20 protein-coding genes and 1 pseudogene are annotated in these 21,026 nt (G+C 61.3%); 10 read left to right on the top strand and 11 right to left on the bottom strand.

What is annotated here, in order from left to right; all coding sequences use genetic code 11:
* Positions 1-45: 45 nt before the first annotated feature.
* Positions 46-1,449 (bottom strand): phospholipase D-like domain-containing protein, encoded by a 1,404-nt coding sequence (locus tag AC07UX_RS16585; RefSeq protein ID WP_495193134.1) that lies wholly within the window; start codon positions 1,447-1,449, stop codon positions 46-48.
* A 116-nt stretch (positions 1,450-1,565) separates the two neighbouring features.
* Entirely contained in the window at positions 1,566-2,165 is a 600-nt protein-coding gene (locus tag AC07UX_RS16580) for a DedA family protein (RefSeq protein WP_495193089.1), read from the bottom strand.
* A 1,123-nt stretch (positions 2,166-3,288) separates the two neighbouring features.
* On the opposite strand from AC07UX_RS16580, the gene AC07UX_RS16575 reads away from it, so the two are divergent.
* The 3 genes and pseudogenes from AC07UX_RS16575 to AC07UX_RS16565 form a co-directional block, all read left to right on the top strand.
* The gene (locus tag AC07UX_RS16575) at positions 3,289-4,809 is read left to right on the top strand and encodes a SulP family inorganic anion transporter (protein ID WP_495193088.1); all 1,521 of its coding nucleotides are present in this window, start codon (positions 3,289-3,291) and stop codon (positions 4,807-4,809) included.
* The gene (locus AC07UX_RS16570) at positions 4,806-5,459 is read left to right on the top strand and encodes a carbonic anhydrase (RefSeq protein WP_495193087.1); all 654 of its coding nucleotides are present in this window, start codon (positions 4,806-4,808) and stop codon (positions 5,457-5,459) included. Before AC07UX_RS16575 ends, AC07UX_RS16570 begins: the two co-directional genes overlap by 4 nt.
* 816 nt (positions 5,460-6,275) lie before the next feature.
* A pseudogene (locus AC07UX_RS16565) lies at positions 6,276-6,502 on the top strand (thioredoxin domain-containing protein); the annotation flags it as partial.
* Between the two features lie 47 nt (positions 6,503-6,549).
* On the opposite strand, the gene AC07UX_RS16560 reads toward AC07UX_RS16565, so the two are convergent.
* Complete coding sequence (locus AC07UX_RS16560) at positions 6,550-6,972, bottom strand: MerR family transcriptional regulator (protein WP_495193086.1); 423 nt, start codon at positions 6,970-6,972, stop codon at positions 6,550-6,552.
* Between the two features lie 296 nt (positions 6,973-7,268).
* Between AC07UX_RS16560 and AC07UX_RS16555 the strand changes: the two genes are divergently transcribed.
* From AC07UX_RS16555 to AC07UX_RS16525, 7 genes are all read left to right on the top strand, one after another.
* On the top strand, positions 7,269-7,919 hold the full coding sequence (locus AC07UX_RS16555) for a cation diffusion facilitator family transporter (protein WP_495193085.1): 651 nt from the start codon (positions 7,269-7,271) through the stop codon (positions 7,917-7,919).
* Positions 7,920-7,950: 31 nt separating this feature from the next.
* Positions 7,951-8,391 carry a DUF411 domain-containing protein gene (locus AC07UX_RS16550; protein ID WP_495193084.1) on the top strand — a complete coding sequence of 147 codons (441 nt, stop codon included), beginning with the start codon at positions 7,951-7,953 and terminating at the stop codon, positions 8,389-8,391.
* 38 nt (positions 8,392-8,429) lie between these two features.
* Positions 8,430-8,675: a hypothetical protein gene (locus AC07UX_RS16545; RefSeq protein ID WP_495193083.1), complete on the top strand. Its 246-nt coding sequence runs from the start codon at positions 8,430-8,432 to the stop codon at positions 8,673-8,675.
* The gene (locus AC07UX_RS16540; RefSeq protein WP_495193082.1) at positions 8,672-9,424 is read left to right on the top strand and encodes an MBL fold metallo-hydrolase; all 753 of its coding nucleotides are present in this window, start codon (positions 8,672-8,674) and stop codon (positions 9,422-9,424) included. Before AC07UX_RS16545 ends, AC07UX_RS16540 begins: the two co-directional genes overlap by 4 nt.
* Before the next feature lie 236 nt (positions 9,425-9,660).
* Positions 9,661-9,807, top strand: a complete 147-nt coding sequence (locus AC07UX_RS16535) for a hypothetical protein (protein ID WP_495193081.1) — start codon at positions 9,661-9,663, stop codon at positions 9,805-9,807.
* Between the two features lie 614 nt (positions 9,808-10,421).
* On the top strand, positions 10,422-10,766 hold the full coding sequence (locus tag AC07UX_RS16530) for a hypothetical protein (protein WP_495193080.1): 345 nt from the start codon (positions 10,422-10,424) through the stop codon (positions 10,764-10,766).
* A 176-nt stretch (positions 10,767-10,942) separates the two neighbouring features.
* A complete protein-coding gene (locus tag AC07UX_RS16525) occupies positions 10,943-11,260 on the top strand; it encodes a hypothetical protein (RefSeq protein ID WP_495193079.1) in 318 nt (105 codons plus the stop codon).
* A 449-nt stretch (positions 11,261-11,709) separates the two neighbouring features.
* Here the strand turns inward: AC07UX_RS16525 and AC07UX_RS16520 are convergent, their stop codons facing one another.
* The 8 genes from AC07UX_RS16520 to AC07UX_RS16485 all read right to left on the bottom strand — a co-directional run bounded on the left by AC07UX_RS16520 (position 11,710) and on the right by AC07UX_RS16485 (position 20,948).
* On the bottom strand, positions 11,710-12,528 hold the full coding sequence (locus AC07UX_RS16520; RefSeq protein WP_495193078.1) for a sigma-70 family RNA polymerase sigma factor: 819 nt from the start codon (positions 12,526-12,528) through the stop codon (positions 11,710-11,712).
* A gap of 405 nt (positions 12,529-12,933) precedes the next feature.
* The gene (locus AC07UX_RS16515; RefSeq protein ID WP_495193133.1) at positions 12,934-13,512 is read right to left on the bottom strand and encodes an outer membrane protein; all 579 of its coding nucleotides are present in this window, start codon (positions 13,510-13,512) and stop codon (positions 12,934-12,936) included.
* A 946-nt stretch (positions 13,513-14,458) separates the two neighbouring features.
* The gene (locus AC07UX_RS16510; RefSeq protein WP_495193077.1) at positions 14,459-14,890 is read right to left on the bottom strand and encodes a hypothetical protein; all 432 of its coding nucleotides are present in this window, start codon (positions 14,888-14,890) and stop codon (positions 14,459-14,461) included.
* A gap of 270 nt (positions 14,891-15,160) precedes the next feature.
* On the bottom strand, positions 15,161-16,507 hold the full coding sequence (locus AC07UX_RS16505) for a sensor histidine kinase (protein WP_495193076.1): 1,347 nt from the start codon (positions 16,505-16,507) through the stop codon (positions 15,161-15,163).
* A 25-nt stretch (positions 16,508-16,532) separates the two neighbouring features.
* The gene (locus AC07UX_RS16500) at positions 16,533-17,210 is read right to left on the bottom strand and encodes a winged helix-turn-helix domain-containing protein (protein WP_495193075.1); all 678 of its coding nucleotides are present in this window, start codon (positions 17,208-17,210) and stop codon (positions 16,533-16,535) included.
* 410 nt (positions 17,211-17,620) lie between these two features.
* Positions 17,621-18,034 carry a hypothetical protein gene (locus AC07UX_RS16495; protein WP_495193074.1) on the bottom strand — a complete coding sequence of 138 codons (414 nt, stop codon included), beginning with the start codon at positions 18,032-18,034 and terminating at the stop codon, positions 17,621-17,623.
* 109 nt (positions 18,035-18,143) lie between these two features.
* Entirely contained in the window at positions 18,144-19,538 is a 1,395-nt protein-coding gene (lpdA, locus tag AC07UX_RS16490; protein WP_495193073.1) for a dihydrolipoyl dehydrogenase, read from the bottom strand.
* Between the two features lie 117 nt (positions 19,539-19,655).
* Positions 19,656-20,948, bottom strand: a complete 1,293-nt coding sequence (locus tag AC07UX_RS16485; RefSeq protein ID WP_495193072.1) for a calcium:cation antiporter family protein — start codon at positions 20,946-20,948, stop codon at positions 19,656-19,658.
* Between the last annotated feature and the right edge of the window lie 78 nt (positions 20,949-21,026).

Raw genomic sequence — 21,026 nt, 5'->3', positions numbered from 1 at the left:
CCCGTGCGGCATACAGGAAGGCTCCAGTGATTTATCTGAACGGCGCTACAAAGGTTTAGACCGTCGCAGATTGGAAGCGAGTTTGGAGGCCGGTCGTCGCAAAAGTCTTCCATGTCGGTGACGAAGATGGAACATTAGGCTCCTGCGCTGGGAGAACGGCTCGAACATCTCATCGGGACCTTCCGGATCAAGCAACTTGGTGTCGGCTAGCCACTCCCCCAGCGAGGAGAGGTCGGGCAAGACATAGTTTCGCAGAGACCGTCCCGGGGTTTGAAGTGCGGTTATGGTCTCAATCAGCGACTCGGTTTGCGCGAGCTTCGCGCTGACAATGGTGCGGCTTACGCCAAGGTGCTCGGCGACGAGCCCGTCACGGATGGCGGCGATCGCCAGCGCCGCGTCGGCCGAGCAATCAGACGCGGCGGCGTCGATCGTGACGTCGCATTCGGTGTCGAGGCGCAGCGAGCGATTGTTGAAATTGGAAGAGCCCACCCTGATGATCTGGTCGTCGATGATCGTTACCTTGGCGTGGACGTAGATCGCCTCCCCCGCAATAGTGCATGGATGATAGAGCCGGAAGCGACCGTAAGTGTCGCGTTCGCGCAGAGCCGCGACGAGCCGGGCGCGGGCAGTGTCCATCGCGATCGGCTCCAGCCAGCCGTTCGCAGTGGTCGGATTGACGATAACGATTTCCGGCCCGTCGGGCTCCTCCAGGCGGCGTGCGATCGCTTCGGCGACGCGCCGCGACGCGAAATACTGGCTCTCGGCGTAAATCACCCGGCGAGCACGCGCGATCAACGCCACATACAGCGCTTCGATCTCATGCACCGACTCCTGATCGTCCATTTTCGGCAACGTCCGTGAGATGCCTACAGGCAGATCGGCGAAGTCGGCGCGTAGCCCTTCCGGCCAGCAATTGCCGCGACCCTCGACGGGCTCGAGCGGCCGCCCGCCGGCGGCGCGCCAGCGGTCGCGGCAGGCATCGCCCAAGGCGCGCGCCGCTGGACCCTCCAGCGCCATTGCAGCATCGTGCCAGGGGCCGTAGGGCTTGCCATCCGGTTCCACCCGACGAGGTTCTTGGTCATCGTGCGCGCGCGTGTCCCAGCGGTCGCGGGTCATGTCGATACCGCCGCAGAAGGCGACGCAATCGTCGATCACGATGATTTTCTGGTGGTGAGATGCCGCGACCGGGTGATGACCATCGAGTTTCAGATGGATTTGCGGATCGCGGATCCAGCGTAGGATCGTCAGCAATGTGCGGCCATGCAACAGCGTCTTCAGTGCGCCCACATCCCAGCGAAGGATATGGACCTGAAGCCCGGGCCGACGCTTCACCAGCCAACTGATAAACGCGCCCACGGTCGGCGGCCCTTCATTTTCCAAATCGCCGAAGCGAATGCGGGCATCGAAGTCCCAGCCGACCAGGATGATGCGCTTTTCCGCCTTCAGCATCGCGGATCGAGCCGCGGTGAAGTAGGCGTCGGCATCGACGATCACCGACGCGCGCGTGGCCTGCTCGGTTCGCCAGAAGGCGCGGCGTGCCGTCGCGCCCGCGTCGATGCTTTCGTTCACGCCCTGCGTTTCCACGTGGCCACTCGCCAAGCGTACCAGAGTGCAAGGATCACGATGACGGCGGTGGAAACCGGCGCGAGGTAGCGGTCAACCGCGGTGTAGCGCTGGCCGAGCAGAAAGCCGGCGTACGAGAGCGCAGTCGTCCACGCCGTCGTTCCGAGCGACGACCAAACCAGGAAGCGCGCGAGCGGCATCGGCAATAGGCCAGCCGGGATCGATACCACCGAGCGGACGGTGGGCACCATCCGTCCAAGGCACACGAATGTCGCGCCGTGGCGGCGAAACCAACCTTGGGCGCGTTCCACGTCCTCCCAGTCGAGCGTCAGCCAGCGCCCATGCCGATCGATCAGACCATGCAGCCGACCTACGCCGATCGCGCGGGCAGCGAGATACCATGCCAGGTTGCCGGCCATTGCGCCGCCCGCCCCGGCAGCGATCACGCCAGGAAGCGACAGCGCCCCGCGCGAGGCGCGCAGTCCGGCGAGCGGCATGATTACTTCGGAGGGAAGCGGTGGGAACACCGTCTCGGCGAACATGAGCGCCGCGATTCCCAGATAACCGAGTTGATCAATCAGCTGCTGGATCCAAAGCCCCAAGCCGCTTCTCCTACATGTTTGGCTTCGAGCCTGCGGCAGCTTTGCCTAACGAAGCAACTGTCTAATGCTCGCCTGCATTCGAGGCGAACGGGCGAGGGATGATGCGGCACGGCCTGGACGTTCGAGCTTAGCACACAAGGGGCAGGCACGCATTGGTTGCGTCTGGACCTTGTGTGCCAAGACTGAGCGCGGGGAGTTGGGATTCGTTGGTTGTGACAATAGGCCTCGTCTTTTTTTGGCCGCCGCGCGAGCATTGCGGATGCTTGCGATCTCGTCCAGGGCAATGCGCGCGCACGGCGCCCAGATCCAGCGCAAATGCGGATCCTGGACAAGCAGCTGCTTGGAGAGAAGCCGGTGAACCGCCTCCAAAGGCAGCGGCGACGGTAAGAATACAGCCGGATCGGAGTGAATGGAGACTTTTCTGAACATACGAGTCAAAACCGGTATTCGAATGTCTACGATGTCGCTATAGCGCACGACAAATGACTCGCATTTTTTCCCTCATTCTCGGTACTCTGCTCGCCTCGTTGCTGGGGCTGAGCTCGGTCGCACACGCAGGGGAAGAGCGCTCGAAATCCCTCGTCATTGCGGCGGAACAATTTACAGTGTTGACCGGGGGCAGTGACTCAGACCCGGTCGGCGGCGGGTTGCTGCCTAGCGACCCGGTGGGCTTTGCGCATCATCACGGCGAGTGCCACAGCGATCGTGTAAATGTGCGACATGAGACAATCCCGTTTCAGATCGCACTTAATCAGGGTCCGTTGATTCCTGGGAATCCAGGGCTGAGAGCAGGGGTAATTGTCGCTCCTGGGTTGCGGCCTCCTAACGCATAGCGACGAGCCCGCGCCGGGACGTGACAGGTCCAGCGTCCGAGCGCCCAATTACGGCTGCGCGATCTTCGAACAAGCTGAAAAGCCAGTTGTTTCGTCGTGAGGTCTGTAAACCGTCTCCAGGACGGTCCACGCCTTACTTGGCGGCAGGGTCCCACCTCATCGAGAGCGGCGGCCATCGCTGTGTCGACCGGCGCGTCCTCTTCCCAATCCAACTTCTTCATGGGAGCACCTTTGTGCCCTTTTCACTACCGTCTCTCGCAACCTGGCGGGCCGATGTGCCTGCATCAATCGTGGTTGCGCTGGTTGCGCTGCCATTATGCCTTGGCGTCGCCCTTGCGTCAGGGGCACCGTTATTCTCAGGTCTGATCGCCGGCATCGTCGGAGGGTTAGTCGTTGGTGGTTTATCGAAGTCGCCATTGTCGGTGAGCGGGCCAGCTGCAGGCCTTACGGTGATCGTGCTCGACACAATCAACGCGCTACCCAGCTACCCGATTTTCCTGAGCGTCGTTGTGCTCGCAGGACTGCTCCAACTGATCTTTTCGCTCACCCGCGCTGGAGTTCTGAGCGAGTTTATTCCTTCCTCCGTGATTACCGGCATGCTCGCCGCCATCGGCCTGATCCTTATTCTAAAACAAATCCCATTCGCGATCGGGTACGAAGTTGAAGCCGAGGGTAGCTTCCAGTTTTCATCCGGGAGCGGAAATACCCTGTCCAATCTTTTGCTCGTATTAAGGAGAAAGTTCGAGCCAGGCGCACTGGCGATCAGTGTAGTTGGCTTAGCGTTTCTGTTCTGGTGGAACGCTGCAAAGCCGCAAAATGGACCGCTGCGGTTCCTGCCCGGCCCGCTGGTCGTGGTCCTAATTGGCATCATTGGCAATGCGCTGTTCGGAGTCTTGCTACCGTCCTGGCAGATCGGCAAAGAGCACTTGGTTCAGGTCCCCGTCGCGAGCAACGTGGGCGACTTCGCCGGACTGTTCGCCCTTCCAGATTTCTCGGGGATTTTGAGCGGCGCTGTTTGGGCAGCTGCGGCTACTATTGCGATTGTCGCAAGCCTGGAGTCGATGCTGAGTATCAAGGCGATCGACGACATCGATCCTCGCCGTCGCACCACGGATAAGAATTGGGAACTCATGGCACAGGGCGGCGGCAATATCGTCTCCGGGCTGCTTGGAGGCCTGCCGGTCACCTCGGTGATCGTGCGCTCCTCGGCCAACGTCGACGGAGGGGCCCAGAGCAAAACATCGGCGATGTTGCACGGATTATGGCTGATGCTGTGGGTCGCGCTCATTCCTTCGTTACTCAACCTTATCCCTCTGGCTGCGCTCGCAGCCGTTCTGATTGCGACCGGCTACAAGCTCTGCACGCCCAAGCTGTTCATCGCGCGCTACCGCCAGGGCTGGACACAGTTCATTCCGTTCTTAATCACGGTCATTGCGATCGTATTCAGCAACCTTCTGGAAGGAATTCTGGTTGGTCTGGCGGTCGGCTTTGTGTTTGTGATAGCCAGAAACTTTCGCACTGCGGTTACTTTCGCCTCTGAAGGGGACGATTGCCTGGTTCGTGCACGGCGCAACTTGTATTTTATTCACAAATACGAGCTTCTGAAGCAGCTGAACCGTGTCCCAGACAACAGCAGTCTGCTATTAGACCTGTCCGCTACAAACTATGTCGATCTCGACAATGTCGAGATTATCAATGCCTTTATCAAGGCTTCCCAGTTTCGATCAATCAGCGTCGTCGTTCGTGGCGATCTTGCCGAACGGACCGCGCCGATGATCGATGCGCCTATCGTTGGAGTGAAGTTCGCATGAGAGAGTATAAACAACTTCTGCTCGCCAACAGAGCCTGGGCGGAAGAACTCGTCGATGAACGAGCAGACTTCTTCACAAGGCAAGCGGATGGGCAAAAGCCGAAGTTTCTTTGGATAGGGTGTTCCGACAGCCGCGTCAGCCCCGAGCAGATGACCATGACCCCACCCGGCGGGATGTTCATTCATCGCAACGTCGCCAACCTCGTCAATCCCGACGATCTCAACCTCATGGCGGCATTGCAGTTTGCAATCGAGGTCCTCAAGGTTCCTCACATCATCGTATGCGGTCACTACGGCTGCGGGGGCATCAAGGCGGCGCTTGGAGCTGGAGTCTCCGGCCACCTGGACCGCTGGCTCGATCGTGCGCGAAACGTAGTGCGCGATCATGCCGACGAGTTGGCGGCGACCGAAAGTGATGAAGCCAAGATTAATCGCCTCGTCGAAATGAACGTCCGAGATCAACTGCTCACTCTTGCCCGGACGAGCGTTGTCGACGAGGCGTGGCGGATCGGACAACCGCTTTGGCTCCACGGCTGGGTCTATGATATTCGCGATGGTCACATCAAGCCTCTGATGGAGCTTGATGCGCAGACACCGCTCGAGGGCGTTGGCCGTCCCGATCGCGTTCTCTTACCAACCGGCAGCAGTTAGAGCATTAAGTGTCGCTCAAGCCTCGGTGGAGCCAGATCTGCCATGCGACCAGACTTCCTCATCGCCAATTGGCCAGTATCGTAATCTCGCATGCTTTTTTCCAAGGGCCGCGCGGTTCGATCTAGACCGCTGCAGTCAACCCAACTGGCGCGCGCCCCTGGTCGGGCTGGCGACCGCCGTCGGCGCGACCAAGGGCTCAAATTCCTTAAAGACGCTTAAAGTGAAACGGACCGACAGTTGGCGAATACAGCGACGAGTCATGGAGAAACTAAGGCCATACTACAGAACATCTTACGCTAAATGCGGAGCATATGGGATGCCGATTGCTAAAGATGGGCACAGTACTAAGTCAATTTTGACAATGACTGGACTCGTCGTTATCATAATTAGTGTAGCTGTAACTCTGCTGGTATTGAGAAGCTTACATACAATGCCCGCTGAACATTCGCAGCGAACAGTGGTTTTAACGCTAGTGATTCCACCCGGGGGATCGCAAGCAGTCAACGCCTATCTGGACGCAGGCGATGGGCTGAATCTCTCGTGGGCCACCAACGGTCCGGAAGTTGCATTTAATCATCAGTTGGAAACAGGACACCGAAGATTGACCGTGCTGGCTTCCGGGCTGTCGAACACAGGGAAAGATCGCTTCAGCGCAGACCATGGCGCACTATACGGCGTCCTCTTCCGGAACTTCTCTCGCAATCGTGTGACCCTCACCGTCAAGGGAACTGGCACTTTTGAATATTTCAGGTCCGTGACCGCCACCGCTGGGGTGGCGTCAAATGACCTAATGCGCTGAAGCTCCGATAGCCGGACAAGCTCAGCATCATCTATCCGGCGAGCACGGGCCGCAACTTCGAAGAGATTCTGCGCGTCATCGACTCCCTTCAGCTGACCGCCAAACACAGCGTCGCGACGCCGGTGAACTGGCGGCAGAGAGAGGACGTCATCATCGTCCCCTCGCTCAGCGATGATGAGGCCCACGAGAAATTCCGAAGGGCTGGCAGACCCTGAAGCCCTATTTGCGTGTCACCCCGCAGCCCCAGGATTCAGTGCAGGCGGTCGCCGCGTCGCAGAAGCCACTGCCTAATCAAACCCCCGCGTCCACGGGCTCGCCTCGAAATGCGTCGAGGATGCGGCACTCATCGACGGTGGTGTGCCCGCACTGTTTGAGGAGACGCTCGAGCGTGGCTTCGAGCGCCCTGAGGTCTGTGATCTTGGCTCGGACCTCGCGGAGGCGGGTGGCGGCCATCCTGTCCACCTCCGCACAGGGGGCATCGTTCGATCGCTCCGAAAGGGCGAGAAGCCCTCGCACGGTCTCGAGCGGAAAGCCGAGCTCGCGCGCCTTCCGGATGAACCTGAGACGCTCGAGATGATGGCGGTCATAGACTCGGTGTCCACCCGCGCTGCGGCCAGGCTCGGGCAGCATCCCGATCTGCTCATAATAGCGGATGGTCACCACCTTGCACCCGGTGAGAGTGGCCAACGCTCCGATCGAGAAGATTTTACCCATGCCCTTGAACCTATAGCAGCTAGAGGCCCTATAGATAGTCACGAGCCTGTGTTTGTGAATGCGGAGAGCTGGCTATGAAGGAGTGCTGCGGCGATGCTGGCGGCCCGGGTCGCGAGAAAAGCGATACGGCGCTGATGATCTCGTTAGAGCGCTCCACGGCCCCTCTCGCGCCGACGACGGCGCGCGTTGTAGCACCGCGCGATGGCGATGACTGCTGCTCAGGCAGCTCTTCCGGTCGGGGCAACGATGCTGCGTCTCACGAGCCTCAACCCGGCCCTGACAGAGGAGCGCACGTGATGGGTGACGACTGCTGCTCGGCCAAGGAGCAGGAAATAGCCGCCCTGAGCGCCCATTTGGGCGTGAAGCGCGTGCTCCAGGTGGTCCTCGCGATCAATCTGGTGATGTTTGTTGCTGAGTTCACGGCCGGCCTGCTGTCGAACTCCACCGCGCTTATGGCCGACTCGGTCGACATGCTGGGAGATGCGCTGGTCTACATACTGAGCCTCTACGCCCTTAAACGCAGCCTGCGTTGGCGTGCCGGCGCCGCGGTCGCGAAGGGCGGGATTATTGCTGCTTTCGGGATATGGGTCATGATCGAAGCGGCGTCGAAGCTGGTCAACGGCGTGACCCCCGCCGCCGGGACGATGGTTCTGTTTGGACTGATCGCGCTCATTGCCAACCTTACTTGCCTCGCGCTGCTCTACCGCTTCCGTCACCGCGACGTGAACCTGTCCAGCACGTTCGAGTGTTCGCGCAATGACGTCATCGCCAACACCGGAGTCCTTCTCGCTGCCGGCGGCGTCTACGCAACCGGCGCGGCCTGGCCAGACATTCTCGTGGGCGCGGTCATCGCCGGTTTGTTCTTCCGCTCTGCGATCCGGGTGCTTCGCCAGGCCTGGCCACAGTTCAGGTCCGGCAGTCCCGCCGTGGCGGTGGCGTTGGATTGAGACATAGTCTGCAAACAAAGGAACTTTATCGATGTTGAAGCAAGTAACCGCGCTGGTCCTGCTCGGCGCTGCCTTCACCTCCCCGGCTACGGCAGGGGCAGCCGGTCGGGCGAATGCCGTGATGTACAAGAATCCCGGTTGCGCGTGCTGCGACGGCCACGCCGCGGCGCTGCGCAGTGCAGGGCTGAACGTGAAAGTGGTTTCGATCGAGGATCTCGCCGCTTTCAAAGCGCGCGCTGGAGTGCCCGGCGCGCTTCAAGGCTGTCATACGACGATGGTGGGCGGCTATGCCGTGGAAGGGCATGTGCCTGTAGCAGCGGTGCAGCGGATGCTGAAGGAGAAGCCCGCCATCCGCGGGATCGCTCTGCCCGGCATGCCGTCGGGATCTCCTGGTATGTCGGGGCCGAAGACCGCGCCGTTCAAGGTGCTGAGCTTCGGCGCCGGGGGCACGAAGGTTTATGCTGTCGAGTAGCTGGCGCGGTGAGCCGATCAATCCCGAGGGAGGTGGACATGTCTGATGATGATGATGATCTCGATTACCTTCAACGCCGCGCCGAAAAGGAGCTCGAGATGGCGCAACGGTCTGTGACCCCCGAGGTTACGGCTGCGCACTACAAGCTCGCGGAAGCCTATCTTGAGCGTGTCGAAGTCCTACGGGCGTCAGCAGCGGCCGAGCCGGATGGACCCCGCGGAGAAGCTGCTGCCGGGTTGCCCGAAGGGCGAGAAGCAGAGTCCGGCCAACGGACAGAGCGATGATCTTTCGGCAGCTCTTCGAGCCAGAATCCTCGACCTATACTTACCTGATCGGCTGCCGCGACACAGGAAAAGCGGTGCTGCTCGACCCGGTTCTCGAAACCGTCGATCGCGATCTTGCCGTCCTGCAGGAGCTGGGACTAACGCTCGAATATACGCTGGAAACGCACATCCATGCGGACCATGTCACGTCGGCGTGCCGGCTACTCAGCCTGACCGGACCAAGGGTCGCATATCCGGAGATGGATGGCCTTCCATGTGCGGACGTTGGCGTCAGTGAGGCCAACCCGCTTGGCGTCGGCAGCCTCACCTTCCAGCCCCTTTTCACGCCGGGCCACACCGACGCGCACCACAGCTACCTTATCGATCTGCCCGGCTCGCGCCGCGTGTTCACCGGTGATGCCCTCCTGATCGACGGCTGTGGCCGCACGGACTTCCAGAACGGTGATGCGGGGGCGCTTTACCGGTCGATCCACGAGAAAATATTCACGCTTCCCTGCGACACGCTCGTCTACCCGGCGCACGACTACCAGCACCGCCATGTCACGACGGTGGCTCAGGAGTGCGAGCGTAACCCGCGGTTGGGTGGCGGCAAGACGCTCGAACAGTTTATCGACATCATGACCGCCCTCGACCTGCCCTATCCGAAGCGGATCGACATCACGGTGCCGGCCAACCGCCTGTGCGGCGACTGCCCCGAGACGCAGAATGCCGAGGCTATGGAGCACCTCGGACCTTCGGTTCAAGGCTAGCACGAACCGCCCTTAAAACCGCGACAATGGCCGCGAGACGATATAACTTAGACCATATACCGCGACGAAATCGACGCGCTCGGCAACACGCCGCCGATCAGGCTCCGGCGGGCAATCGAGCAGACCGGCAGCGAAATCCTCGGCAAGGCGGAGTTCATGAACCCGGCCAGTCGGTAAGGGACAGGGCTACCCTCTTCATCATCCGGGACGCCGAGCGCAGCGGCAAGCTTCGGACGGTGGCTTCATCGGGGCTCGCCATCCCGCTCTGGCCCGACGTGATTCCGGGTGGGGTGACGATCTGGGCGGCACCGCGAGCGAGCCAGAACTTCATGCTTATCGGCCCGGCTGTGATGATCCCGATGATCCTCGCCTATACGGTATGAGCATACTCGGTGTTCCGGGGCAAGCGCGGTGCCGAAGGATATCTCGCGCCTGACGACCCGCACTGACTGGCTCCGCCGTATTGCATTGGCTGCTCGCCATCTCGGCCGCGAGCGCCACAATTCTAGGCGCCAGCGTCCATTCATCCGGCTCGTGCTGAAGCGCTGACGAGAGGTGGGGGCTCGTCGCAGCAGGCGCCTCTTCGGTCGGAGGAAGGTGCCGCCCCGCGCCCGACGCATGTTCTAGCTCCCGAACATGACAAGGATGTAATCGCCGCTGCATATTGGCGTGAGGCTTCCCAGTCATACTCTCGAAGCCGGGAAGCCGGGATGATGTTGAGCCCCTTTCAAACCGGAGATGGGTTGTCGCCAGCCTTCACCTAGTGCCGAAGAAAGCAGGCCTCTCGCAAGAGAGCGTCGGTTTTTGAACTATCAACAACGCACTCGAAAGGCGGACCGTGATTCAGATATCCGTATGCGGCCGCCGCGGTCTGGACAAACTCGGCTCAGCCGAGAGGCTCGTTCTCGACACTCTGCGACGGTGGAAGATGCGCCGCGCGGAGAGATTGGCCACACTTCCCGTACTTCACGAGCGGCTGGCTCCTCTCGGAGGCGCCATGCTGGCGGTTCCGCTCGACGACTTCTTCAAGCAGATCACGCCATGGCGCAATTGTCCTCACAGGTCCAATATCCGATACTCGGATCAGCTCATCTGTGACGAAGTTGCTACCCTCGAGCTGCTTCAAACAGCCGATGATCGCTTCGCTCAATCGCACCGAACGGGCTCGGCGTGGAATGCCGCCCGGCTTCTGCTACTCTCAGCGTGGGTCCTGCGCAGGCAATTCACCACTGAACTTGGCCTTCGTTTTGGTTCTTTGCCGGCCCTTCAACCTCGTCACAGTTCCAACAATTCCCGAGAGTTCGTTCATGCGCCATTCGGCTTTCTATCAGACCCGACCTGAGGTGAGGGATGTTAGCCACCAACCACGGAGAGACCCACATGGGCGGACACAGGCGCTATGGTCGCCCGCAAAGGGTTGATCCCGGCGAGCAGGGTTTCCCCTACGAGGGACGGACGGGCACACCACTAGGCCAGTACCCCGAAGAGAGAGTTTCGCGGTCGATCTCGTCGTTATTTGTGCTTACCGGACTAGTGGTCTGGTCACTACTCGCCTGGACCGCCTACGCGCTGGTCGATCCGGTACTCAACTGGGTAGCGGCCAATGCCGGTTTCGTGCTTGATAGCGGTAAGGGCCTTGCGACAGGGGTCGGCAAGGAGGCAGCGGACGTAGCGCAGAACATCAACGCCAGCGGCTTTCTCGGCCAGGCCGCTATCTTCCTGAAAGCAATCCTGAAACCGCTCATTATCGTCGTCTGGGCGATCGGCATCCTCGCTTTCCTCGCTGCCCCCCGCATTCTGCCAAAGCTCATCGGACGCTTCGCGCGCGGGCGCTGATCGCCCTTAGGCTTAAATCCGCCGCCGGCGTGAGGCGGGGCGTGTTGCTTCCGAACTTGACAATTTACGGTGCAGCCTTGCGCGCATCTATCCCGTTATGCTGCGGGCTGGTGCGCCGTCATCGGAGGCCGGCCCCCCGCTGCCACCGCTTTGCGCGCCCGCCAGTGTTCGAGGAATGAAGCTCGCACCTGATCGCCGCAGGGGCTGTTGGCCTCATCCACCCTAAGGCGGCAACGACGAGCACCACCACGACGGCAAGAGCGAGCAGCGCGGATGAGTCTCGTTGCACGCCCGATCTCCTCCTCCCATATTCGCCGTGCACGTTCTTGTCGGTCGTCCATCCTCGGAGCTGGTGCGCCGAGCTGAGCGTGTACCTGGCCCCTACATACACATCCTGGGCACAGCTCGGATAACGCATCGCGGCTCTTCGCGCAGTCCGCGCGAACTCGTCAGCCGATCAAAGTCATGCCCAAAGCGCGTCTGGCAAGCAGCGTTCGTCGCCGCTTGACTCGGGCTGCGGCAGAGCGCTGCAATGCGATGGCATCGCACTCGGTTGACGACGGTGACGTCCCAGCCTGCGCGGCAGCTATCCGGGTTCCAAGCGCGCTTTCGTGAGCCAACAGACTCTTCAACGCCGCACGCCCTCGCCCGATCCTACTCTTAACGGTGCCGGCCGCGACGCCGGTGGCAACCGCGATTTCTTCTATCGACAGGCCCTCCACGCCGGACAGCAAGACCGCCTCCCGCTGTTCTTCTGGCAGTCGGTCCAGCGCGCGCGCCACATCGGTCAGCTCGATCTGTTCCTGCTGCGTAGCTGCCGAGACGAGTTTGCGATCGGCGATCCGATCGTCCCATTCGCCCACGAACCGGCTGCGTCGCCGGCCACTTAGAAACACGTTACGCAGGATCGCGCGTGTCCAGGCTTGCAGATTGCTGCCGGGCTCAAAAGACGCACGTGCCTTCCACGCTCTCAGCATGGTTTCCTGGACGAGATCCTCGGCCGGGTCCTGACCACCTGACAGGGATCGACCATAGGCACGCAAGCCAGGTCCGCATTCGACCAGCTGGTGCCCGAACCTCAGCTCCGCTGCCGAAAGCGCCGTTAGAGAATGGCTTGAGGGCGCGACAGGGGCGACGCGGGCAAAGCCTACAGGCACTGCCTGTCGCGGCATCGCACCGAGGCTCTCATCATGCCAAGCGACTAGCGTCTGCTGGTCGACAGCACCCCCGCCTTCCAACTCCTCCGCACGGCTCTCGTGAAGTTCCAAATCTGCTCCTGGTGCGCTTAAAGGCGGGTATGGATGCGGCCGCCTCGAACTCGGCATCCCCATTCCGGCGAGATCGCGAAGCCTTTGCGACGCGGCTCCCATGGTTCTGGCGGGAGAAGATCTTGGGCGAGGATTCTGCGCTAAAATGTGGTATCTGCCCCGCTGTGGGTTATGCTGGCGTCCTGGAGATCAGGAAGGGACCTCACCTATTGTTCGAGCCTGTCGTCAAGCATCCCCGAGCTGATGGGTCGCCGGTGAGCTGCTTAAACAACCTTCGATGGCGGGGTCGCACGGGGCCGCTATCGGCATCGCCATCTGCCTGGCGGTCTGGCTTGCCGACAGCAGGCTGGAGCAAGGCGGTCCGTTATAAAGGAAGTCGCCACTTCGATACCTGCCGACTGACGCTCAGGGATTGAATCGTACTCCAAACCCCATCATCGCGCGCTGGCGGGCGGTGTGGTCACTGTATCGAGAATATTTGTAAGCCGCGTTGACGTAGTATCTGTCGGTGAGTGCGTATTCGACGCCTCCGCCGGCCTGGTAGCCGTCCGTGCGGTAATGGTCGTAGAAGGATGTCTGACCGCGCGGTGCCGAGAAACGCTTACACTGCTCATTGTTGACGTAACCTCCAGAGGCATAGGCCAGGATGTTCGGCCTCACCAACACGCCCACGCGCGCGGCTGCGCCGAGCTCCTCGAACGACTTGGTGCAAATCGTGCCGCCGACCGTGCCTGATGAACAATTCTCGCTCCACTTGTTCCCTCGCCAATAGCTTCCTTCGGCACCAACGACGAAGCGGTCGTTGATGACCCCGTCGAAGCCGCCGGCGCCACCATAACCGAGCTTGTTGCGGTGGGTGCCCTGAGACTGAAAGCGATCCAGACCCACCTGCCCTTCGGCCCGGAACCCTCGAAAGCTGGTTGTCATCTGCGCTTGGGCGGGTTGAACGGCCAACGTCAGGAATGCGGCCGTCAACGGGACCATTAAAGTTTTTTCCACAACCAGTCTCCAATATGTCATCGTGAGGATCCGCCTCAGCGGACAAAGCACTCGTTCCGCCCGCAACTTGTTGCGAGATCGGCGATGACCAGTGTTCGGCGATAGTCCATGCTCCGCCCGCCGATGGGAGCCGTCGGCGGGGCTGGCCTACTTGGATCGCTTGCCGCTTCCTCGCGCGGAGCCTGACTCGGCATGCGCGGTGGACGAATGGCCGTGGGCCTCTTCCGCATGCTTTGCAGCCTCTGCGTGATTACCGCGCTTCTGGTGCTCGGCAGCGGCGCGATGAGACTTTGCCGCCCGGTCGTGGTGATCAGCTGCGCCTGTATGGCTGTTATTACTCATTCTACTTCCTTGTTCCTAAGGGGACACTTCGCAAACTCGCGCGAAGGCTGCCGTTGCTGCGGTGGAGGCAAGAGGAGACAAATGCTGATGTCTATACCCTTCCGCTTGAACCGCTCGACTGAACTACCGCGCCATTGATGCATCCCCATGCCCCGCCAGTTACAAATACGTAATCTACTGAATTTCCTTCGCGTCGAACGCTTGCAGCCGATGCGCCGACTTCGATGGCAGATGCATCGGGCCTGGATTAGTCGAACGGCCGGCACGGCGTCTCTTCGCGTGAGCACGACCGAGCAGGAGGCCGCCGTTCCCGCGGTCATATATGACGAGCCCAGTTCGAGACCCTCGGCAACCACCGTCGCATTGTGTCGCGAAAGGCAGGATAGGCACCGAGCGATGCCAGAGTTTCCAGCGCAAGCAGCGCAGCGACGCCGATTGTCATCAGCAAGAACCATCTGAACTCAACAGCACGACGAGCCGGCACCCGTCGCGGCCAGCGGGCGCCGTCCGTAGCGCTCGCGCCCGCATGCTGGGTGACGGCGGTAGCTGACGGGGTTGGGCCGCACAGGAGGACCATCTGGTTGTAGGATCATCGCATCTGCAGCGTACGACGCCGACCGGACAGCGAGAAGGACAGCATGCTTCCGTGGGGCACTCGCGAAAGCGCGGTGGTCGATATAAGGTCACCCTCGACCGAGCGAAATTTGATGCGCAGGTGAGGAGCGTTCGTTATCGGAACCAGGAGCAAGGGGTCACGGAAATCCCTGCCACAACGTTCGGTTGCGCATCGGAAGCGCAGGACTGCTCGGGTGCTGCCTGCAACGGGCTTGAAGCTGATGTCGATCGTCCCGCCATTGAATTCGACAATGGCGCCATCGCCGGTCCGATGCCGACGCGGCAGGTCCTGATCCGTCTTGGCCGACGTCGCGGTGGGAACAGCGTCCACGCCTGCCTCCAGCCGCCCTGCGGCGGAGAGCAACACGGCGAGCAGGATGATCAGAGCCGACATCGAACGCCCCATAATTGGGGGACTATGCCCCACCTGATCAGGAGAGGCACCAAGTGGGAGGCGGGTAACATATTTGTAATTGCCGATTCAGGTCGAGCTTAAACGACGCTGCGGTACGCTGTTCTGGGCCACGTTTGCAGAGACGGGCGGACGCGCCGACGCGGCCGCCTAAGCTGCTGTTCGGATGAGCTGTGGTCGAGCCGGACCCGGTCGTGGTGCCTGGTACCCAGCAAGGAGCGCTCGAGGGCCGGAGCAGCAAAGGGCGGAAACTGCTGCCGCTGATCATGGCCGGTGCGTCAGCACCGCGCGCGACGGCAGGCGTATCGACACGATCAATCCGGGATCGTTGTCATCAAGCGCGACCACACCGCCATGGGCTCGCGCGATGGCAGCTACGATCGACAGCCCTAGCCCGCTGCCTTCGGTGGATCGACTTGCATCCAACCGGACGAGCCGTTCCGTCGCGCGGATGCGATCATCGGCGGCTATGCCGGGCCCTTGATCGGCAACCTGTATCTCCGCTTTCGCTCCAGTGCTGCCCGTTACAACCGTGATCGAGTCGCTGCCTGCGGCATGTTTCATCGCATTATCGATCAGGTTGCAGGCCGCTTGCACAAGCAACGCCCGCGCGCCGCGCGTCTCCGCCGCACGAAGGTCGGCAATCAGGTGGAGGCCGGCCGCCTCGACAACGGGCTCGTAGAGTTCGATCGCTTCACGCGCCACATCGGCGAGGTCGAGCGGCTCAAGCATGATCGCCGTGAGTGCATCGACGCGCGCCAGGACGAGGAGATCGTTGATGAGCTTGAGCAGTGCGTCGATGTCGCGTGTGGTGGCGACGAGGAACTGCTCATCTGCCGAGGCCTGCCGCAACAACGCGAGCTCCGCCCGGACCTTCATTCGCGTGAGCGGTGTCTTCAGATCGTGCGCCAGCCCATCCGTTGCCGCACGCAAGCTGCCGATCATTCGTTCCACTTCCGCGAAACAGGCGTTCACCACCTCCGCGAGGTGATCATATTGATCGCCGCGTCCTGTAACCGGAAGGCGTTCGTCCAGCCGTCCGGCTAGGAAGCGCGCCCCCGTCTCGGCAGCACGTTCGACAAACCGCAGCGCACGTCGGCTGATCCACCAGCCGAGGCCAAGTCCGATCAGTGCCGTCGCGGCGATCGACCACCCGAGCGTTTCAAGATAACGTGCGCGAAGCTGATCGCGGCCGTCGGCAAGGTGCCCGACCAGCAGCCGATTGCCGGAGTTCAACGACACCACCTCTGCCTCGACCCGCCTCACGCGCAGCGTAGGACCACTGCGGAACGGGATGTTGAGGATTTGCCAGCCTTGGCGCTGCGCGCCGCTCGGCCATCGATCAAGATCCCCCGCAACCACTCGGCCGTCCGCCGTTCCAACCAGATAAATATAGTCGCGCGCATCAGCCGAAGGCTGGGGCCGGGCTATGAACCGCGCGAGCTCCTCAAGCCCGCCCGAGCGGTAGCGTTCCATCAGGCCGGCTACCTCGGCCTGGACCATATGTCTCGACTCGGCTTCGAGAACGCTGAAGGTTCGGACATATTGCAGCGTAAGAGCGGCAACGGTGGCCAGCAGCACGGCGAGCGTGACCCACAGCGCGCCACGCATCGTTGCCGCTGATGTGCGCGGCGGCCTAACAGGCATCAAGCCGATAGCCGGCGCCCCGAACCGTGTGCAATAAGGGCGCTTCACCTTCCGCTTCGAGCTTCGCACGTAGGCGGCTGATATGGACATCGACGAGGTTGGTGCCGGGATCGAAGCTGTAGTCCCAGGCGGCTTCGATCAGCATGGTCCGTGTGATGACCTGTCCGACATGCCTAAGGAAATAGTCGAGCAGCTGAAACTCCTTGTTCGAGAACTCGATACGCCGATCGCCGCGCCGACCGACCCGCGTGAGCAGATCGAGTTCGAGGTCTGCAACGCGTCTCACGCGTGGCGGGGTGGTAGATCCCTCTCCTCGCCGGATGATCGCGCTCAGACGGGCGATCAACTCGTGGAACGAGAACGGTTTTGTCAGATAGTCGTCTCCACCGGCGTTCAGCCCACAGATCCGATCATCAACCTGGCCGAGCGCACTGAGGATCAGAATGGGCGTTCGTAGCGCCTGGCCGCGAAGAGCTTGCAGGACGGAAAGGCCGTCGAGAAGGGGCAGATTGCGATCGAGGATGATCGCATCATACTCCTTGGTCAATCCGGCGGTAAGACCGTCGATGCCATTATCGGCAAGATCGCAGGCGTGCCCGAGCTCGGCCAGGCCTTGGCAAACGTAGCCGGCGGTCGCCTTATCATCTTCAATAAGGAGAAGTTTCATAGGCACCCGATCCACACTGAATTTACTCCGACCGCCAGAGGGGGGAATGCCAGCGGCCGGAGCGTCAGCTTGGGGCAAAGTGTCTCTTCCACGGCTAGGAATGATTGGTCCGCCCAGGGGTAAGCGAGCCACCCATTCGCCGATTCGAAGCATGGGATTGCCACTAACCAGCAGCAGTGGTTCGTATCAACACCTCCTCAGGGCTAGCGCGCACCGATCTGGTCCGCTGAAGCAGGTATGACACCGTTACCCGCTACCGTTTTAAAGCGGACATTACAATTGTTTCATGAAAATGGATCGGCATCGATCTACGTTTGCCGAGATTAATTTTGGTGTCAGTCCGGCAGCAGGTGGACGGTTCAGACTTTTCGACGATCGAAATGTTGTGGGTTCGTTCCCTCCACAGGCCTTCAGGCGCCAGAACTTGCGGGATGGTCGGCCCTCTTACGGACGGTAGCGCCGGGAGCATCCTGGCTGCCTTCACGTAAGAGGACTGTCACGACGAGAGCAGCAGTGATCAGCATCGACGCAGGTACGACCTCGCTTCGCCTGATCGCCGTCGACGCGGTGGGCGCCATCCAGTGAAAGAAGCTCAGCCGGCCGCAGATGTGCCGATGTGCCCGCGCACCTCGTTGGCATAAAGCGTGATGCGGCGATGCGGCGCGCATTTTCTGGCGCGCGAGTTGCCAGCGCTGGGGCGCAACGTTCGATTGATGGCGCTTCAGTTCGTGGAGCCGTTCCTCAAGTTGAATGAGAACGACTATCTTGACGCGGAGGCGATCGCCGAGGCGGTACAGCGGCCGGATGGCGATGGACTGCTCCATAACGGCGTCGACCCTCGACCTGCGCTCCATCACCCGTTTGCGATGGAGAGTACCAACGGGCGAGGCATCCGCGCCTCGCCCGCTTGCAAAGGAGTAGCACTCTATTGCCTCATATGTGTATGGGCTTGCCCAACACTCCCATTGCGGCTTCTTTGAGCGCCTCCGAATGCGTCGGGTGTGCATGACAGGTGTAGGCAATGTCCTCGCTCGTGGCGCCAAACTCCATCGCCTGCGCCGCCTGTGCGATCATCGTTCCCGCCAGCGATGAGATCATGTGGACGCCAAGCACGCGGTCCGTCTTGGCGTCCGCGACGACTTTCACGAAACCATCCGTGTCGCGGTTAGTCTTGGCGCGGCTGTTGGCGGCAAAGGGGAACTTGCCGACCTTGATCTCGCCGTGCTTGGCTGCCTCGTCCTCGGTCATGCCGACACTGGCAATCTCCGGGCTCGTGTAGACGACACTCGGGATCACCGCAGGATTGACGATGCCGGTCTGGCCGGCGATGTTCTCCGCGACGGCGATCCCCTCGTCCATTGCCTTGTGGGCCAGCATCAAGCCGGGAACGACGTCGCCGATCGCCCAGATGCCGGGGATGGGGGTTGCAAAACGGTGGTCGACCTCGATCTGACCTTTGTTGTTGAGCGTCAGTCCCGCCTTGTCGTAACTAAGCCCCTCGGTGTTCGGACGGCGGCCGATCGAGACCAGCACGGCGTCGGCTGCAATAGTTTCGGCCGGACCACCCGCAGCGGGCTCGACGGTGACAGTCGCCGTGTCACCGTTGCGGGCCACGCCGGTGACTTTCGTGCCGAGCTTGAACTGGAACCCCTGCTTGGCGAAGATTTTTCGCCCTTCCCTTCGGACCTCACCGTCGAGGCCGGGGAGGATTTCGTCCAGAAACTCGATCACCGTGACGCGTGCCCCCAGCCGCTTCCAGACCGATCCCAATTCGAGCCCGATTACCCCTGCGCCGATGACTACGAGATGCTCGGGCACCTTGGCGAGTGCGAGCGCTCCGGTCGAATCCACGATGACTTCCCCGTCGATCGGGACTCCCGGGAGGGCGGTTACCGACGATCCTGTAGCAACGACGATGTTCTTCGCGCGGACCATCTTGCCCGCAACCTCGACGCTGTCCCTACCGGTGAAGGTCGCATGCCCCTTAAGCCATTCAACCTTGTTCTTCTTAAACAGAAACGCAATGCCGCTGGTCAGCTCGCCGACCGCCTTGCTCTTTTCGGCATGCATCTGTGGAAGGTTGAGGCTGATGCCGTCGAGGTTAACGCCGAACTTCGCCAGCGCCCCGGACTTGGCTACTTCGTAAAGTTCGGTTGCATGGAGCAGCGCTTTTGATGGGATGCAGCCGACGTTGAGGCATGTCCCGCCAAGAGTTTCACGGCTCTCCACGCAGGCGGTCTTAAGCCCCAGTTGCGCTGCACGGATCGCAGCTACATAACCGCCTGGCCCGGCACCGATGACGAGGACGTCGTATTCGTAATCTGTCACTTAGAACTCCATTCGTCTTGATAGTGGCATTACGCCCCCCCTCATAGTCAACTGAGGCACGTAATTCCCAACCGTCGCCGCCTATTCGCTAGAATCGAGGTAAAAAGGACCCGAGCGTTAGCTGCGGCTATCTGGCGACGTCGTCTGGCCCCCGGGATGGACAGATGGATGGCTGGCGAACAGCCCGACCGCGAACAGATGCCCGAGCGACCGGGCATTGGCAGCGAACACGGCGCCAGCAAGAGCGAGATACGCCCACGACAGCCACGTCAGGCTGGCAATCGTCCGTTCTTCGTTGCCAAGGAAGGCAAGCGTCAGCCCGACCTGCACCGCGAACAGCGCCGCCAGTGCCAATCCGCCCCACAAGCCGAGCCTTAACCGCAGCAGCAGGGCAATACCGAACAGCGACTGAGCAGCGGTGAGGAAGAATTCTTCGTGCTGACGCGCGTCGAGGGGCAGCGCCATCAACCCGCCCGCGCCCAGGCTCATCGCGAGGGGCAGCATGCCGACAAGCAGCGTCCACTGGTTGATCTTGTCGGAGATCATCGTCGCAAGCCCGTTGGCGGCGCGGCCCGACAACACGAACAGTACCGCAATCGTCACGGCCGGGGCTTCGCTCGCGAGCGGGGCGAGCCACTGGATTAGCAGGAACTCGTCGATCCCGATCAGCCGGCCCGACTCGACCATCGATTCCGCGAACGGCTCGGCAGAGGCCAGGATGACCGTAGCCGCGACGATCGTCAGCCCGGCCATCGCCAGCCATTGCCGTGATGGCGCAAGCTTCGTGAGCGCGGCGGCAGGACCCGGGTCATCGTCTTCCTCTTCCTCTGCCTTGGGCAGGTAGCTGACCCGCCATACATAGGCTGCGAAGACAGCCACGAGCACCACGCTGTCGATCCACCCGATTTCGTCACGCAACAGGATGGTGAACGACCAAGCCGTGCCGATCATCAGGAATACCACTTCAGCGGCATTGACCGGCGCAAGATCGATCTGTCGCCTGCGCGTGCGCAGCCAGTAGATGACAACCATTAGCGGCCAGGCGAGACCAACGAGGAGCCGATTGGCCCCCGTCATGTTGGCAGCGGCGTAGTGAACGTAATTGGAGTTGGGATTCTGCCCCGCCGCGTAGGCATAATAGAAGTCGACCGCATATTCCGGCAGCACGGTAACTAGCGCGATCGCTGCAACGATCAGCCCTTGGCTCACCTGCTTTTCGGCGGCCTCGGCGCCCCACGAAAGCATGAACCCCGCCGCAAGAATCGCCAGCCCGAACAGCCCGGCATCGAGCAACGGGTCGGGTCTCAATCCACCCAGCCGAAGCGCCATGGCAGGAATGGTCGCCGCAACCGCGACGCAGAGGTAGCCTGCGAAACGGCGCAGCGTCGCTGGCTTGACGGTGGCTTCCAAACTCTATCTCCTTGTAGTCATGAACGATACCGCTCGTATTTTCCGGACAGATTCACGTCCGCGGCGTTTAGGTCTCGC

The sequence above is a fragment of the Sphingobium sp. GW821-FHT02B05 genome (assembly GCF_059421905.1).
The sequence above is the reverse complement of the archived record's forward strand: the minus strand, read 5'-3'. Positions and strand labels throughout refer to the sequence as shown.